Below are 12,999 nucleotides of genomic sequence, written 5' to 3'. Positions count from 1 at the left end.
CGGTGCGGACAAGACGTCGTCGACGAGCCAGGAGCCAAGTCGTGATTCCCGGTGATGGTGGGGGCCAGCCCGACATGCAGCAGCTGTTGCAGCAGGCCCAGAAGATGCAGCAGGACCTCGCCGCGGCGCAGCAGGAGCTGGCCGAGTCGATCGTCGAGGGTTCCTCCGGCGGTGGCCTGGTCAAGGCGAGCGTGAACGGTACGGGCGAGCTCGAGGGCCTCGTCATCGACCCCAAGGCGGTGGACCCGGAGGACACCGAGACCCTCGCCGACCTCGTGCTCGCGGCCGTGCGGGACGCGACTGCGAGCGCCGAACAACTCCAGCAGCAGAAGCTCGGACCGCTCGCTCAGGGCCTGGGCGGAGGCGGCGGCATGCCGGGGCTTCCGTTCTGACGCCGGCACCCCGCTGATGGAACGACCGCGGGGTCGGGGCCCGTTCACCTGGTGAGCGCCGTCACGGGGGAGCCGCCCGACGGCCTGCGGTGAGCGTGCGGGGGCCTTGCGCCGGCGGCGCGGCGGAGCGAGCGGGAAGACAACTCACCGTTCCGCGACGGTCGTTCGGCGACGGCCGGAAGCGGAAGCAGGAGGAAGACCGGCGGGACGAGTCCGACGGCAGGAACGGGAGAATCCGTGTACGAAGGCGTGGTTCAGGACCTCATCGACGAGCTCGGCAGGCTGCCCGGCGTCGGTCCCAAGAGCGCGCAGCGGATAGCTTTCCACGTCCTCCAGGCCGACCCCGCCGACGTACGCCGCCTCGCGCACGCCCTGACGGAGGTCAAGGAGAAGGTCCGTTTCTGCGTGGTGTGCGGCAACGTCGCGCAGGAGGAGAAGTGCCGCGTCTGCCTGGACACCCGGCGTGACGGCAGCGTCATCTGCGTGGTCGAGGAGCCGAAGGACGTCGTCGCGATCGAGCGGACGCGGGAGTTCCGTGGCCGCTACCACGTGCTGGGCGGCGCCATCAGCCCCATCGAGGGTGTGGGGCCGGACGATCTGCGCATCCGCGAGCTGATGACGCGGCTGGCGGACGGCGCCGTCACCGAGTTGATCCTTGCCACCGATCCGAATCTCGAAGGGGAGGCGACGGCCACGTACCTCGCGCGTATGGTCTCCAGCATGGGGCTGAAAGTGACGCGCCTGGCAAGCGGACTCCCCGTCGGGGGAGACCTGGAGTACGCGGACGAGGTCACGCTGGGGCGGGCCTTCGAGGGAAGAAGGTTGCTCGATGTCTGAGGCCACTCTGAACGCGATCGAGGACAATCCGGACGACTTCGCGGTCCAGATCTCCGATCAGATCGAGAGCTTCCTCGTGTCGGTGACCGAGGTGGCGAAGGGCGACGACCCGGACAGCGCGATCCCTTACCTGCTGCTGGAGCTGTCCCAACTCCTGCTCGCCGGCGGCCGGTTGGGCGCCCATGAGGATTTCGTGCCTGTGGAGCGGTACGAGCCGGACATCGGTCCCGAGTCGGACGTCGACGAGATGCGTCTCAAGCTCGCGGCGCTGCTGGACCCGGTGGACGTCTACAACGAGGTCTTCGACCCGTACGAGCCGCGCACCGCGCCCGTACCCTGCCGCATCTCCGACGATCTCGCCGACGTGGTCACCGATCTGCGGCACGGCATGGCGCACTACAGCGAGGGCAGGGTCAGCGAGGCCCTGTGGTGGTGGCAGTTCTCGTACCTGTCGAACTGGGGGCCCACCGCCTCCGCCGCGCTGCGGGCCCTGCAGTCCCTCGTCGCGCACGTGCGGCTCGACACCCCGCTGCGCGAACTCGACGGCCTGGACACGGACAGCCCGATCGCCGATGACGACGACGGCGAGCTGGAGAAGGAGGCCGGCGCGGTCATGGCAGCGGAGATCGGCGTCCCGCTAGGCATGCAGCCCGACGGCGGCGGTCGCTGACACCTCTGCCCGCGCACTCTTCCTCAAGCGGGGCGATGAGTTTTCGCGCCGTCCGCGGTCGCCACTTGCAGGACCGGTGAAGGCGACGGCGAGGGAGGCGTGCCGACCATGGACAAGCGGTTCACCGCAAGACTGCGCAAGGGCCCCGACGTGGGGGGCTGGACGTATGTCGTCTGGCCCGACTCCGTCGAGTACTTCGGCACCCGAGGCCTGGTGAAGGTGCGGGGCACGGTCGACGGGCATCCGTTCCGGAGCTCGTTCATGGCCCTGGGTGACGGCACGCACAAACTGCCCGTGAAGGCGGAGGTGCGCAGGGCGATCGGCAAGAAGGCGGGGGAGATGGTGACCGTTCGTCTGGAGGAGCGGATCGACGGGCGCGACTGAGGCGTCCACCACTGAGGTGCACATGGACGAGCGAGCGCTTGCCGACGAGTTGGACCGGCGCATCCGCATGCTTTCCGAGCCGACGACGGAGTCGGTACGCCGGGTCCGTCGTGAGTTCTCGAAGGATCTGCGAACGGAGTCGGGCGAGTACGCCGTGGCGCTGGCTTGGGCGCTGGCGGACCGGCAGCGCTGGGTCGCCTTCGAGTTGATCTACCACCACCCGACTGCCCTGACCTGCCTGAGCGTTGAGGATGTCGAGGGGCTCGCCGGCCGGCTCGACAGCTGGGTCTCGGTGGATACCTTCGGCTGCTGCGTCTCGGGTCCTGCCTGGCGGCGGGGGGTGATCCCCGACGAGGTGATCCACCGGTGGGCCGGATCTGAGGACCGGTGGTGGCGCCGCGCCGCCCTGGTCTCGACCGTCCCCCTGAATCTGCGATCCCGTGGCGGCACCGGCGACGCGGAGCGCACCCTCGACATCTGCGCCCGGCTGGTGTCGGACCGCGACGACATGGTCGTCAAGGCGCTGTCGTGGGCTCTGCGTCAGCTGGTGATCTGGGACCCGGACGCCGTGCGGAGCTTCATCCGGAGCAACCAGGAAGTCCTTGCCGCCCGCGTGGTCCGCGAGACCGGGCACAAGCTCGACACCGGCTACAAGAACCCACCCCGGACATCGCGGGCCCGCTGAGCCTCAAGTGCCTGCTCAGGCAGGTCACTTCGAGGACTCGACGGCCGCGGCGACGTCTTCCAGGTCCTTCGACACCGTCTTCGCCACGGCCTTGGAGCCGATCCCGCCGAGGAACTTCCCCATCGCGCCGCCGAGGCTCTTCTTCTCCGTCTCGGCGTCGAGGACCAGCCGGACGGTGGTGGCTCCGTCCTGGTCGGGAGTGAGCGTGAACTCCGACATGTAGTGCACGCCCCGCGAATCGGATTCGACGACGTAGCGCGCGGGGGCCTCGGCGGCCGTCACGTACATCTCCTCGGTGGCTTCCTTGCCGAAGATCCTGCGGGTCTCCCGCCATCGCGTGCCCACCCCGAAGGGGCCTTCGCTGAGAACTTCCACGCTTTCGATGCCGGCGATCACCCCGGGAGAGCCTTCGATGTCCGTCATCGCCTGCCACACCCGCTCCACGGGAGCCGCGATGCGGAGCTCCACCGTCACCTGCCACGTGGTCATGAACGAGCCCTTCCGTCGGGGACCGGTGTCTGATTCCGGCCTCCTTGGCCGGAATCAGATCAGCAGTCTCCGGCAACGGAGCTCGGGCGTCGAGGGATTGGCAGCGACTCCCGGTGCGACTCGGTCCTCGGCCGTGCTCAGGCGCCGTCCTCGCGGGGCGGTACGTAGAAGGCCGTCGTGCCGCGAACCGCCTCCTCCACGGCGTCGGCCGGTGCGCCGGAAGCCTCGTGCGCCGCGCCCCACAACTCGCTGCTGCGGGTCATGAAGTTCCGTGCCTCGTCGCTCGCTTCGAACTTCTCGTGGTCGCCGACGGACTCGCCGCGCAGATGCATCCCGAGACCGATCAGCGTGAGGTCCCAGCCGACGCCGACGGCTCCCGGGCCGAACTGGTCCCAGAACTCCGGGGGTACGACGGCGACATGCTCCAGTTCGAAGAGCGTCTTCTCCTCGCCCTTTGGTGTCAGGCGCACCTCGACCTCGCTGAAGCCGGGGCTCTCGCCCATCACCCAGCTCACCTTGAGCAGCCGGGGCCGTTCGCAGCGCAGGATCTCGCCGCCCGCGTTGCCCTCGAGCTGGTAGTTGCCGCCGAGCTTCAGGTCGCCGCTCACGGGGAGGAACCACCGGGCGATGCGTTCCGGGTCCGTGCAGGCGTCCCAGACGTCCTCGGCCGTGGCGTCGTACGTCCGCCGCAGCAGGATGGTGCGGGCCTCCTCCTCGCCCACGCTCCGGCTGCCGACTTCCCGGTGGATGTCGTTGATCTCGTCGATGATGTCGCTCATCACTGCTCCTTGCCGCTGTCCGCGCCGGCGCCTCTTGTGCGGCGTTCGCGCTTGCCGCGCGCCAGCTCCGTGCCGAGCGCGTCCAGCCGCTGTTCCCAGAAGCCCCGGAAGCGCTCGAGCCATGTATCGACCTCGCGCAGGGGAGCGGGCTCGACGGCATAGAGCCGCCGGGTGCCCTCCGGCCGTACGGAGGCGAAGCCCGTCTCGCGCAGTACCCGCAGGTGCTGGGAGACGGCGGGCTGGGAGATGCCGAACTCGGCCTGGATCACGGCGCCGACGGCTCCCGAGGTCCGCTCACCGTCGGCGAGCAGTTCGAGTATCCGGCGGCGCACCGGGTCTCCCAGGACATCCAACGCGTGCACGGCAGCAATATATACAGCCACGGCTTATATAAGCCATAGGTGAAGCAAGGATTCCGGCCGCCGCCCCGGTGGCGTCGTCCTGCGGGGGCCGGGGGCCGGGGGCCGGGGGCCGTGGGCCGTGGGCCGTGGGGCCGGAGCAGGCAGGATCCAGGGCCGTGCAGAGGTCCGGGGCCGGTGCCGGAGCGGGCGGATCAGCGCGAGCGTGGCCCCTGCCCCTCGGGAGGTGCCGCCTCCTCCAGGGACGCGGCTATGTCCGCGAGGTCCTTGGCCAGAGCCTTGGCCGCGCCCTTGGCGCCGACGGTGACGAAGGCCTTCATCAGCACGGCCTTGAGACCGCCCTGTTCGCCGGTCTCGGCGCCGAAGGTCAGGCGCACCGAAGTGGCGTCGTCCCCCTGCGGCGTGAGCAGGAACTCCGAGGTGTAGTGCGTGCCGCGGGACTCGGCCTCGACCACGTAGCGGGTCCGGGGCTCGCTCTCGGTCACCCACATCTCCTCGGTGGCCTCCTTGCCCAGCATGCGGCGCGTCTCCCGCCAGCGGGTGCCGACTCCGAAGGGGCCTTCGCTGAGCATCTCGATCCGGTCGATCCCCTTGATCACATCGGCACCGTGCTCGATGTCCGTCAGCGCGGCCCACACCTTGTCCACCGGTGCCGCGATGCGGCGCTCCACTGTCACCTGTGGTGAACTCATCGTTCGTCCTCCGGAGTTGAGGACGGACCCCGTTGTTCCATCCCTGTAGCCGGAATTGGAGCAGAGGGCACTGACAACGGCCGCCTGGGCGACAGGGCGGGCCCCTCCCGGAGCCGGCCGCTCCGCCGGAATGGCGGGGCGCCGCTGTCCGGAACCGATGACGGCGCCGTCCGGTCACGCGGTGTGACGGCACCTGACAAGGGCAGCAGTGCCGCCTCGCGCCGGCGGAACGGGAGCCGGCCTGAACGGACGGAACCCCGGCACGCAGCCGCTCGGGCAGGGAAAGCGGGCCGCCGAGGGTGGCCGAGCGCCAATGGTGAGTCCTCCGCCCAGTAGCGCCCGCGTGTGACCCTTCTTACGTTCCCGTGTGGACGCCCCTTGAACGGGCAGGGTTGCTCGCTGGACGAGAGGGCGGGACGCCTTCTCGGTAAAATGAGCCGACCCGAGGACTTCCGGACGGGAGTCGCCCCGGCCACTCAGGCAGGCAGGGGAAGGGCGCGAGGACTTGAGAATCGAGGAGCGAGCACACGTGGGCCTAGTCGTGCAGAAGTACGGCGGCTCCTCCGTTGCCGATGCCGAGGGCATCAAGCGCGTTGCCAAGCGGATCGTCGAGGCCAAGAAGAACGGCAACCAGGTTGTCGTCGTGGTCTCGGCGATGGGTGACACGACGGACGAGCTGATCGATCTCGCGAAGGAAGTGTCCCCCGTACAGACGGGGCGCGAGTTCGACATGCTGCTGACCGCCGGAGAGCGAATCTCCATGGCACTGCTGGCGATGGCGATCAAATCCCTCGGCCACGAGGCACAGTCGTTCACCGGAAGCCAGGCAGGCCTGATCACCGACTCCGCCCACAACAAGGCGCGGATCATCGACGTCACGCCGGGCCGTATCCAGACCTCCGTCGACGAGGGCAACATCGCGATCGTCGCGGGCTTCCAGGGCGTCTCGCAGGACAGCAAGGACATCACCACGCTGGGCCGCGGCGGCTCCGACACGACCGCCGTCGCGCTGGCCGCCGCGCTGGAAGCGGACGTCTGTGAGATCTACACCGACGTCGACGGTGTGTTCACCGCCGACCCGCGGGTCGTGAAGAAGGCCCGCAAGATCGACTGGATCTCCTTCGAGGACATGCTGGAGCTGGCGAGCTCGGGTTCGAAGGTCCTCCTGCACCGCTGCGTCGAGTACGCCCGCCGCTACAACATCCCGATCCACGTCCGGTCGTCCTTCTCGGGGCTTCAGGGCACCTGGGTCAGCAGCGAGCCGCCGGGTGGATATGAAGGGCACGGAGAGGGCACCCCGGGTGCACAGGCCGCGCTGAAGAGCGGGCAGAGCAAGGACAGCGGGCAAGGGGAACAGTCGATGGAACAGGCCATGATCTCGGGTGTCGCGCACGACACCTCGGAGGCGAAGATCACGGTTGTCGGAGTGCCGGACAAGCCCGGTGTGGCCGCGGTGATCTTCCGTGCCATCGCGGACGCCGAGGTCAACATCGACATGGTCGTGCAGAACGTCTCCGCCGCGTCGACCGGTCTGACGGACATCTCCTTCACGCTCCCCAAGAGCGAGGGGCGCAAGGCGATCGGGGCGCTGGAGAAGGCGCAGGGCGGCATCGGGTTCGACTCGCTGCGCTACGACGACCAGATCGCGAAGATCTCGCTCGTCGGTGCCGGAATGAAGACGAACCCCGGTGTGACGGCCACCTTCTTCGAGGCCCTGTCGCAGGCGGAGGTCAACATCGAGCTGATCTCCACCTCGGAGATCCGCATCTCGGTCATCACGCGCGAGGACGACGTCAACGAGTCGGTGCGCGCGGTGCATTCGGCGTTCGGGCTCGACAGCGAGAGTGACGAGGCAGTCGTCTACGGAGGCACAGGGCGGTGACGCCCCCGGCCCGTGCCGCCCGCCCCGGCGGCGGGCGCGCGGGCAAGCCCGTCCTGGCGGTCGTCGGTGCGACCGGGGCCGTCGGGACGGTACTGCTCGGCCTGCTCTCCGAACGGGCCGACGTCTGGGGCGAGATCCGCCTGATCGCCTCGCCGAGCTCCTCCGGACGGGTACGGGACGTACGCGGCGAGGGCACCGCTGTGCGCGCGCTGAGCGAGGAGGCGCTCAAGGGCGCCGACGTGGCGGTCTTCGCCGTTCCGGAGCAGGTCGCGGCACGGTGGGTACCCGTCGCCGCCGGGCTCGGTGTCGTCGTCGTGGACGGCTCCCGGGCCTTCCGTATGGCGGAGGACGTGCCGCTGGTCGTGCCCGAACTCAACGGCGAGGCCGTGAGGAAGAGGCCGCGCGGCGTCATCGCCAGTCCCGGCTGCACGACTCTCTCGATGATCGTCGTGCTGGGCGCCCTGCACGGGGAGTGGGGGCTGGCCGAGCTGGTCCTCTCCTCGTACGAGGCCGTCTCCGGCGCGGGTCGTTCCGGAGTGGAGGCGCTGCGCGGCCAGTTGGCGGCCGTCACGTCCGCGGAGGCGGCCGGTGCCGAGCTGGGCAGGCATCCCGGCGACGTGCGGCGGGCCGTGGCGGAGGGGCGTGGGGCCGCCGTGGCTTCCACGTCCGCTTCACCGGGCGACCCGCACGCCACGCCCGTCGCGCTCAACGTCGTGCCGTTCACGGGGGAGATGAGCGAGGGCGGGTGGACGTCCGAGGAGCTGACCGTCCGCGACGAGACGAGGAAGCTCCTCGGGCTGCCCGGCCTTCCCGTCGCGGCGACGTGCGTGCGGGTGCCGGTGTTCACGGCTCATTCGACGTCCCTGCACGCCCGGTTCGAGCGTGAGGTGTCCGTGGGGCGAGCGCGCGAGATACTGGCGAACGCGCCGGGCGTCGTGCTGTGCGACGACCCGGCCCTTGGCGACTTCCCGACTCCCGCGGACGTGGCCGGCACGGACCCCACCTGGGCGGGACGTGTGCGGCAGTCGCTGGACGACCCGCAATCGCTGGAGCTGTTCGTCTGCGCGGACAACCTGCGCAAGGGCGCGGCGCTCAACATGGCGCAGATCGCCGAGCAGGTCGCGGCGGAGAAGGCCGCGTCGGGCAACTAGGCCGTCATGCGCGGTCGTTGGGGGCGACGGCACCGCCCCCGCAGGACCCTCGCCGATCGGGCCGGACGGTCGAAGCAACCCTGCCGCTCGTGCCGCGGTCCTTCCGGGTGTCGTGTTCGCGGGGCCGCCTCTGCCGACGCGCAGCGGTGACCGACGGGAGGGTGCAGTCCATGGAGTTCGACCCCGGCCTCTGCCTGGACGTTCCGGAGGGTTTCGACGACAGCGACGCCGAGTCCCAGGTTCATCCCATGGCGAGGAAGCTCTTCCCCGCCACGACCGCCGCCGACGCCTTCAGGAAGGCCCACGAGTGGGTGGGCGAGCACGATGTCTTCCTGGTGGATGTCTCATGGGACTTCATGCACGACGAGGACGAACCCTTCATGCTGAGCGTCTATTTCACGTTCGAGCTGGAGCCCGAGGACGCCTGAGGGCTCCTTCTCGGTCCGCCGCGGTTTCGCGGTCCGTCCGCATCGGCCGGTCGACGGGGCCGGGTTCGCCGTGCGGGACGCTAGCGGTCCGTCCGCTCCTCCTCGTACTCGGTCAGCACCTCGTCGAGGACGGCCGCAGCCTCGGTGCCCGCACCGTCGCACATGAGCCCCGCGAGGGAGATGAGCGCCTTCCACAGCGTCCAGCCCCGTCCGCGCTCCCAGCAGGCGGCGTCGACGTGACCCCCGGCGTACATCGCCTCCCGGAAGGCCTTCCGGCTCTCGCCGGACAGCAGCGTCCACGCGATGCTCAAGTCGCAGGCGGGATCGCCGACGCCCGAGCATCCGAAGTCGATGACGGCTGAGAGACGTCCCTCCGCGACGAGCAGATTGCCGGACGCCACATCGCCGTGGAACCAGACGGGCCGGCCCTCCCACGAGGCGTTCAGGGCCGACTCCCACGCGGCCGTGGCCGTCTCGGCGACGGCAGGGATGCGTCCCGCCAGCGCCTCGATGGAGCGGCGCGTCTCGGCGTCGTACGTCGTGAGCGGGGCGCCGCGGTAGAAGCTGTGCGCCCCGGCGAGCGGCCCGCCGGTCGCGTCGATCCCCTGAAGCGTGGTGAGGAAACCGGCGAGGTCCGTGGCGAACTCCGTGAGATCACCGATGCGTTCCCTGCTCGCGGTCTCGCCCTCGATCCACCGGTTGACGGACCAGCGGAAGGGATAGCCCTCCGCGGGCTCGCCCTTGGCGAGCGGCGCGGGCACCGGCAGCGGCAGCCGCGGCGCGAGTACCGGCAGCCACGTCTGCTCCTTGTCGACCTGCGGCGCGTATCCCTCGGCGCTCGGCAGGCGGACGGCCATCTCGTCGCCGAGGTGGAACGTGCGGTTGTCGACGCCGCCCGCCGCGACGGGCGTGACCGGCAGATGGGCCCAGCGCGGGAACTGCGAGGCGATCAACTTCCGTACGAGGTCCGCGTCGACCGACGGGGGTGCTGAGATTTCGCTCACCCGGCACAGGCTGGCTTGTGCGTGTGCCGCGGACAAATGGATTTCCTCGCGCAGGGCCACCTCCGCCAATGCGTTCGGCGTCTCCGGGAACTGTCGACCGTCTGCTGTATCCACGCGGAACGGTGCGAAGTTCTACGTCAAGGAAGGGTCTTGGCACTGGCCTGTACACGACGACTGGACGAGAATTTCTCTCCCGGGCGCTGCAACCGGCTCCGGGGGGCGAGGCGTCTTTCTGTCCACTGCCTGGATTCGCGAGAGGCGCTGTGACGATGAGGGCATCCGGGAAGAGCTGGTACGCATGAACGCGTTCGAAGGTTCGTCTCCGACGATGACAAACGCGTACAACCCTGCAGGGGGAGTGTGTGTCCAACAAGCGTGGCGGAAGCATTCGGATCAGTACTCGCGACGGCACCTGGCACCTCCGGCATCGCAACCGGGGGCATGCCGGTGATCTCGCCGTGGTCCGCCACCCGTCCCACGCGTGTCCCTGCCCCGGGCGCGGAATCTGACGACGCGATGGCAGCGGGCACGACAGTCGACCACCTGACCGAGACCTACCGAGTCCACTACAAGTCGCTGCTCGGGCTCGCGGCCCTGCTCCTGGACGACACCGCGTCCTGCGAGGACGTCGTGCAGGAGGCCTTCATCCGCGTCCACTCCGCACGCAAGCGCGTCCGCGACCCGGAGAAGACCCTCGCGTATCTGCGGCAGACCGTCGTCAACCTCTCCCGTTCCGCGCTGCGCAGGCGCATCGTCGGTCTGAAGCTGCTCTCCAAGCCGATGCCGGACATGGCGAGCGCCGAGGAGGGCGCGTACGAGCAACTGGAGCGCGACGAGCTGATCCACGCCATGCGCGGCCTGCAGCGCCGCCAGCGCGAGGTGCTGGTGCTGCGCTACTTCGCGGACATGACCGAGGCGCAGGTGGCCGACGTGCTAGGACTGTCGCTCGGCTCGGTGAAGGCCTACGGCTCGCGGGGCATCGCCGCGCTCAGGGTCGCGATGGAGGCGGCGTCATGAGTGCGTACGACGACCAGGACATGGTCCTGAGCCGGCGGCTGCGCGAGCTCGTGCGTCTGGCCGGAGCCGGTGAGCTGCAGGACGTCTCGAGCGAGCCCGGCGGTCCCTACGAGCTGGGTATGCACCTCAACGGGCACAACCCGGGCGGCCGCGGTGCCGCGCCGGTCGCCGCCCACGAGCAGGGCGGCCCGGGCACCGGTCCCGAGGAGCCCGGTCTGCCGGACGGGCCGCACGCGCCCGAGACGCCGCACGCGCCGGACGCACCCCACGTGCCCGAAAGCCCCGAATTCCCGCCGCACGAGGCACCCGAGTCCCCCGATCTGCCGGATCTGCCCGGAGTGCCGGACGTCCCGGAGGTCGACGGTCCGGCGGAGATGCCGGAGATCCCCGGCGCACCGGACGTGCTGCGGAGCCCGGAGATCCCGCCGACGCCGGACATACCGCCGGCGCCGCATGTCCCCGACATGCCCGACGTTCCGGAGGCTCCCGAGATCCCAGAGAGCCCCGGCATCCATGACGAGCCCGAGATCCCGGAACCTCCGCGGATCGACGATCCGGACCTGCCGGAGCTGGACCGGCCCGTCGACCTCCCGGGCCCCCCTGCGGACCTGCCGGGCGCGCCCGGCGACCCATCGGCCCCGGACGCGCCCGACGTGCCGCGTCCGCCGGACCTCCCTGACCCTCCGCATTCCGCCCCCGGTGGGCCGGACGCGGTTCTCGACGCGGTAGCAGCCAGCGCGGTAACAGCCATGCATTCGAACCACACGTACACGATGCGATTCCCGGACGAGCCGGGTCCGTCCGGCCTGGAGCAGCCGGAGCGGCGTCACGGCTCCCCGCAGGAGTGGGGAGAAGGCGCCGCCGTGCCTCCGCCCGCTCCCGGCGGCAACGGCGGGCAGGGCTCCGGCGGCGGTCTCCGCGGAACGGGCGGCGGGGGCAGCGGCGGCGACGGGGAACACGGTCCCGCCGGCGACGGCGGTCACGACGGCGACGACAGCGAGGTCGAGGCGGAGCTGCGCCGGATGCTGCACCAGAGCGTGCGCGGCATCGAGCCCGCCCCCGAGGCCCTCACCCACCTCAAGCACGCGGTGCCGGCCCGCCGTGCGCACCGCCGCCGTGCCCTCGCGGGCGCCGCGGCCGCCGTCGTGCTGGTGGGAGTGGGCTTCCCCGGGCTGGTGAACGCGGGGCTGATCCCGGGCATCGAGGGCGGCTCGTCGATCAACGCGGGCGAGGGCAACAGCCAGGCGCAGAGCGTCGGCGGGGCGAACGGTACCGGCAACACCCAGGGCCCGGGCAGCGGGTCGGGCGGTGCGAGCGGCAACGGCGGCAAGTCGGGCGGCGGTGACGGATCGGCGTCGCCCTCGCCCACGCAGGGCGCGGGCTCCGAGGGGGGAGACCCGAACGACACCCTCGCCACGAGCGCCCCGAGCTGCGGCCGGCAACAGCTCGGCGACGGCTCGGCGGCGACGGAGAGCCCCGACTCCGAGGGGAAGGTCTACGGCAGCTTCCGCGTCGTCAACACCTCCTCCGACGCCTGCACCGTCGAGGGCGAGGGCATCGTCGGCGCGTCCGCGCACGGCCGTGCCGACATCGAGCGCATAGACGTCCTGGACCACACCGCGGGCGACGCCGCCACGGCGCTTCCCGACCCCGCCCTCGCCGCGAGCGAGCTGGTGCTGAAGCCCGGCCAGGCCTACGAGGTCAAGTGGGCCTGGGTGCCCAAGGACTGCGAACCCTCCGGCGATCCCGAGCCCAAGGCCCAGGAGGGCAACGGGCCCGAGGGCAGCCAGGGCGGCAACAACGGCAACCCCGGCGGCAACGACAGCGGTGGCAGCAACGGGAACTCCGGCGGCGACGACGCCGGCGGCAACAGCTCCAACTCCGGCGGCGACGGCGGGGAGTCGGACGAGGAGGCCAGCGTCGTGCTCAGCCACACACCGGACGTGGGCGATCCGGCGGCGGCGAACACCGAACTCGAGGGCGCCTGCGCCGGCACGCTCTACCGCACCGGAGTGCTTGCGGCCGACTGACCGGGTCGACTGGCCGGGCCGCGGGCCCGCGGGCCCGCGGGCCCTCCGGGACCGGTTGGCCGGGGTGGGAAAGCCGGACGGCGAAGGTGCCCCGCGGCCTGTGTCCGGCGGCCATACCCTGCACCCGCTCATGAGCTGTGCCGCGCCCCGGCCCGTCGCCCGGCGCCCCTCGCTGCGCGTACCCGCGCTCCGGCCCGTCG

15 protein-coding genes are annotated in these 12,999 nt (G+C 70.8%); 10 read left to right on the top strand and 5 right to left on the bottom strand.

All coding sequences use genetic code 11. The features are described from left to right. Window positions 1-41: 41 nt before the first annotated feature. From G4Z16_RS14540 to G4Z16_RS14520, 5 genes are all read left to right on the top strand, one after another. Window positions 42-392 carry a YbaB/EbfC family nucleoid-associated protein gene (locus tag G4Z16_RS14540; protein ID WP_197351184.1) on the top strand — a complete coding sequence of 117 codons (351 nt, stop codon included), beginning with the start codon at window positions 42-44 and terminating at the stop codon, window positions 390-392. A gap of 237 nt (window positions 393-629) precedes the next feature. Then, window positions 630-1,229 carry a recombination mediator RecR gene (gene recR, locus G4Z16_RS14535; RefSeq protein ID WP_197351183.1) on the top strand — a complete coding sequence of 200 codons (600 nt, stop codon included), beginning with the start codon at window positions 630-632 and terminating at the stop codon, window positions 1,227-1,229. After that, window positions 1,222-1,899: a DUF5063 domain-containing protein gene (locus G4Z16_RS14530; RefSeq protein WP_197351182.1), complete on the top strand. Its 678-nt coding sequence runs from the start codon at window positions 1,222-1,224 to the stop codon at window positions 1,897-1,899. The genes recR and G4Z16_RS14530 overlap by 8 nt, the downstream gene beginning before the upstream one ends. A 108-nt stretch (window positions 1,900-2,007) precedes the next feature. Then, window positions 2,008-2,283 carry a DUF1905 domain-containing protein gene (locus G4Z16_RS14525; protein ID WP_197351181.1) on the top strand — a complete coding sequence of 92 codons (276 nt, stop codon included), beginning with the start codon at window positions 2,008-2,010 and terminating at the stop codon, window positions 2,281-2,283. A gap of 22 nt (window positions 2,284-2,305) precedes the next feature. Further along, window positions 2,306-2,968, top strand: a complete 663-nt coding sequence (locus tag G4Z16_RS14520) for a DNA alkylation repair protein (RefSeq protein ID WP_197351180.1) — start codon at window positions 2,306-2,308, stop codon at window positions 2,966-2,968. Between the two features lie 24 nt (window positions 2,969-2,992). Here the strand turns inward: G4Z16_RS14520 and G4Z16_RS14515 are convergent, their stop codons facing one another. The 4 genes from G4Z16_RS14515 to G4Z16_RS14500 form a co-directional block, all read right to left on the bottom strand. Next, complete coding sequence (locus G4Z16_RS14515) at window positions 2,993-3,457, bottom strand: SRPBCC family protein (protein WP_197351179.1); 465 nt, start codon at window positions 3,455-3,457, stop codon at window positions 2,993-2,995. A 137-nt stretch (window positions 3,458-3,594) separates the two neighbouring features. After that, window positions 3,595-4,236 (bottom strand): SRPBCC family protein, encoded by a 642-nt coding sequence (locus tag G4Z16_RS14510; RefSeq protein ID WP_197351178.1) that lies wholly within the window; start codon window positions 4,234-4,236, stop codon window positions 3,595-3,597. After that, complete coding sequence (locus tag G4Z16_RS14505) at window positions 4,236-4,598, bottom strand: ArsR/SmtB family transcription factor (protein WP_425508079.1); 363 nt, start codon at window positions 4,596-4,598, stop codon at window positions 4,236-4,238. Before G4Z16_RS14505 ends, G4Z16_RS14510 begins: the two co-directional genes overlap by 1 nt. A gap of 191 nt (window positions 4,599-4,789) precedes the next feature. Then, window positions 4,790-5,287, bottom strand: coding sequence for an SRPBCC family protein (locus G4Z16_RS14500; protein WP_197351177.1), 498 nt, complete (start codon window positions 5,285-5,287; stop codon window positions 4,790-4,792). A gap of 529 nt (window positions 5,288-5,816) precedes the next feature. Here G4Z16_RS14500 and G4Z16_RS14495 point away from each other — a divergent pair. The 3 genes from G4Z16_RS14495 to G4Z16_RS14485 all read left to right on the top strand — a co-directional run bounded on the left by G4Z16_RS14495 (window position 5,817) and on the right by G4Z16_RS14485 (window position 8,748). Then, the gene (locus G4Z16_RS14495; RefSeq protein WP_197351176.1) at window positions 5,817-7,169 is read left to right on the top strand and encodes an aspartate kinase; all 1,353 of its coding nucleotides are present in this window, start codon (window positions 5,817-5,819) and stop codon (window positions 7,167-7,169) included. Continuing rightward, window positions 7,166-8,320 carry an aspartate-semialdehyde dehydrogenase gene (locus tag G4Z16_RS14490; protein WP_197351175.1) on the top strand — a complete coding sequence of 385 codons (1,155 nt, stop codon included), beginning with the start codon at window positions 7,166-7,168 and terminating at the stop codon, window positions 8,318-8,320. Before G4Z16_RS14495 ends, G4Z16_RS14490 begins: the two co-directional genes overlap by 4 nt. Before the next feature lie 170 nt (window positions 8,321-8,490). Further along, on the top strand, window positions 8,491-8,748 hold the full coding sequence (locus G4Z16_RS14485; RefSeq protein WP_197351174.1) for a hypothetical protein: 258 nt from the start codon (window positions 8,491-8,493) through the stop codon (window positions 8,746-8,748). Window positions 8,749-8,828: 80 nt separating this feature from the next. Here the strand turns inward: G4Z16_RS14485 and G4Z16_RS14480 are convergent, their stop codons facing one another. Continuing rightward, the gene (locus G4Z16_RS14480) at window positions 8,829-9,761 is read right to left on the bottom strand and encodes an aminoglycoside phosphotransferase family protein (protein ID WP_425508165.1); all 933 of its coding nucleotides are present in this window, start codon (window positions 9,759-9,761) and stop codon (window positions 8,829-8,831) included. A 432-nt stretch (window positions 9,762-10,193) separates the two neighbouring features. On the opposite strand from G4Z16_RS14480, the gene G4Z16_RS14475 reads away from it, so the two are divergent. Then, window positions 10,194-10,769: a SigE family RNA polymerase sigma factor gene (locus G4Z16_RS14475; protein ID WP_197354576.1), complete on the top strand. Its 576-nt coding sequence runs from the start codon at window positions 10,194-10,196 to the stop codon at window positions 10,767-10,769. Continuing rightward, complete coding sequence (locus G4Z16_RS14470) at window positions 10,766-12,799, top strand: hypothetical protein (protein WP_197351173.1); 2,034 nt, start codon at window positions 10,766-10,768, stop codon at window positions 12,797-12,799. The genes G4Z16_RS14475 and G4Z16_RS14470 overlap by 4 nt, the downstream gene beginning before the upstream one ends. The last annotated feature ends 200 nt before the right edge of the window (window positions 12,800-12,999 follow it).

This window comes from Streptomyces bathyalis (assembly GCF_015910445.1).
Taxonomy (GTDB): domain Bacteria; phylum Actinomycetota; class Actinomycetes; order Streptomycetales; family Streptomycetaceae; genus Streptomyces; species Streptomyces bathyalis.
The sequence above is the reverse complement of the archived record's forward strand: the minus strand, read 5'-3'. Positions and strand labels throughout refer to the sequence as shown.

What these genes read in the sequence shown, in the direction of transcription:
- G4Z16_RS14515 (WP_197351179.1), bottom strand. Translation starts at nt 3,457, where the DNA reads ATGACCACGTGGCAGGTGACGGTGGAGCTCCGCATCGCGGCTCCCGTG.
- G4Z16_RS14525 (WP_197351181.1), top strand. Translation starts at nt 2,008, where the DNA reads ATGGACAAGCGGTTCACCGCAAGACTGCGCAAGGGCCCCGACGTGGGG.
- G4Z16_RS14520 (WP_197351180.1), top strand. Translation starts at nt 2,306, where the DNA reads ATGGACGAGCGAGCGCTTGCCGACGAGTTGGACCGGCGCATCCGCATG.
- G4Z16_RS14530 (WP_197351182.1), top strand. Translation starts at nt 1,222, where the DNA reads ATGTCTGAGGCCACTCTGAACGCGATCGAGGACAATCCGGACGACTTC.
- G4Z16_RS14500 (WP_197351177.1), bottom strand. Translation starts at nt 5,287, where the DNA reads ATGAGTTCACCACAGGTGACAGTGGAGCGCCGCATCGCGGCACCGGTG.
- G4Z16_RS14485 (WP_197351174.1), top strand. Translation starts at nt 8,491, where the DNA reads ATGGAGTTCGACCCCGGCCTCTGCCTGGACGTTCCGGAGGGTTTCGAC.
- G4Z16_RS14510 (WP_197351178.1), bottom strand. Translation starts at nt 4,236, where the DNA reads ATGAGCGACATCATCGACGAGATCAACGACATCCACCGGGAAGTCGGC.
- G4Z16_RS14470 (WP_197351173.1), top strand. Translation starts at nt 10,766, where the DNA reads ATGAGTGCGTACGACGACCAGGACATGGTCCTGAGCCGGCGGCTGCGC.
- G4Z16_RS14475 (WP_197354576.1), top strand. Translation starts at nt 10,194, where the DNA reads ATGCCGGTGATCTCGCCGTGGTCCGCCACCCGTCCCACGCGTGTCCCT.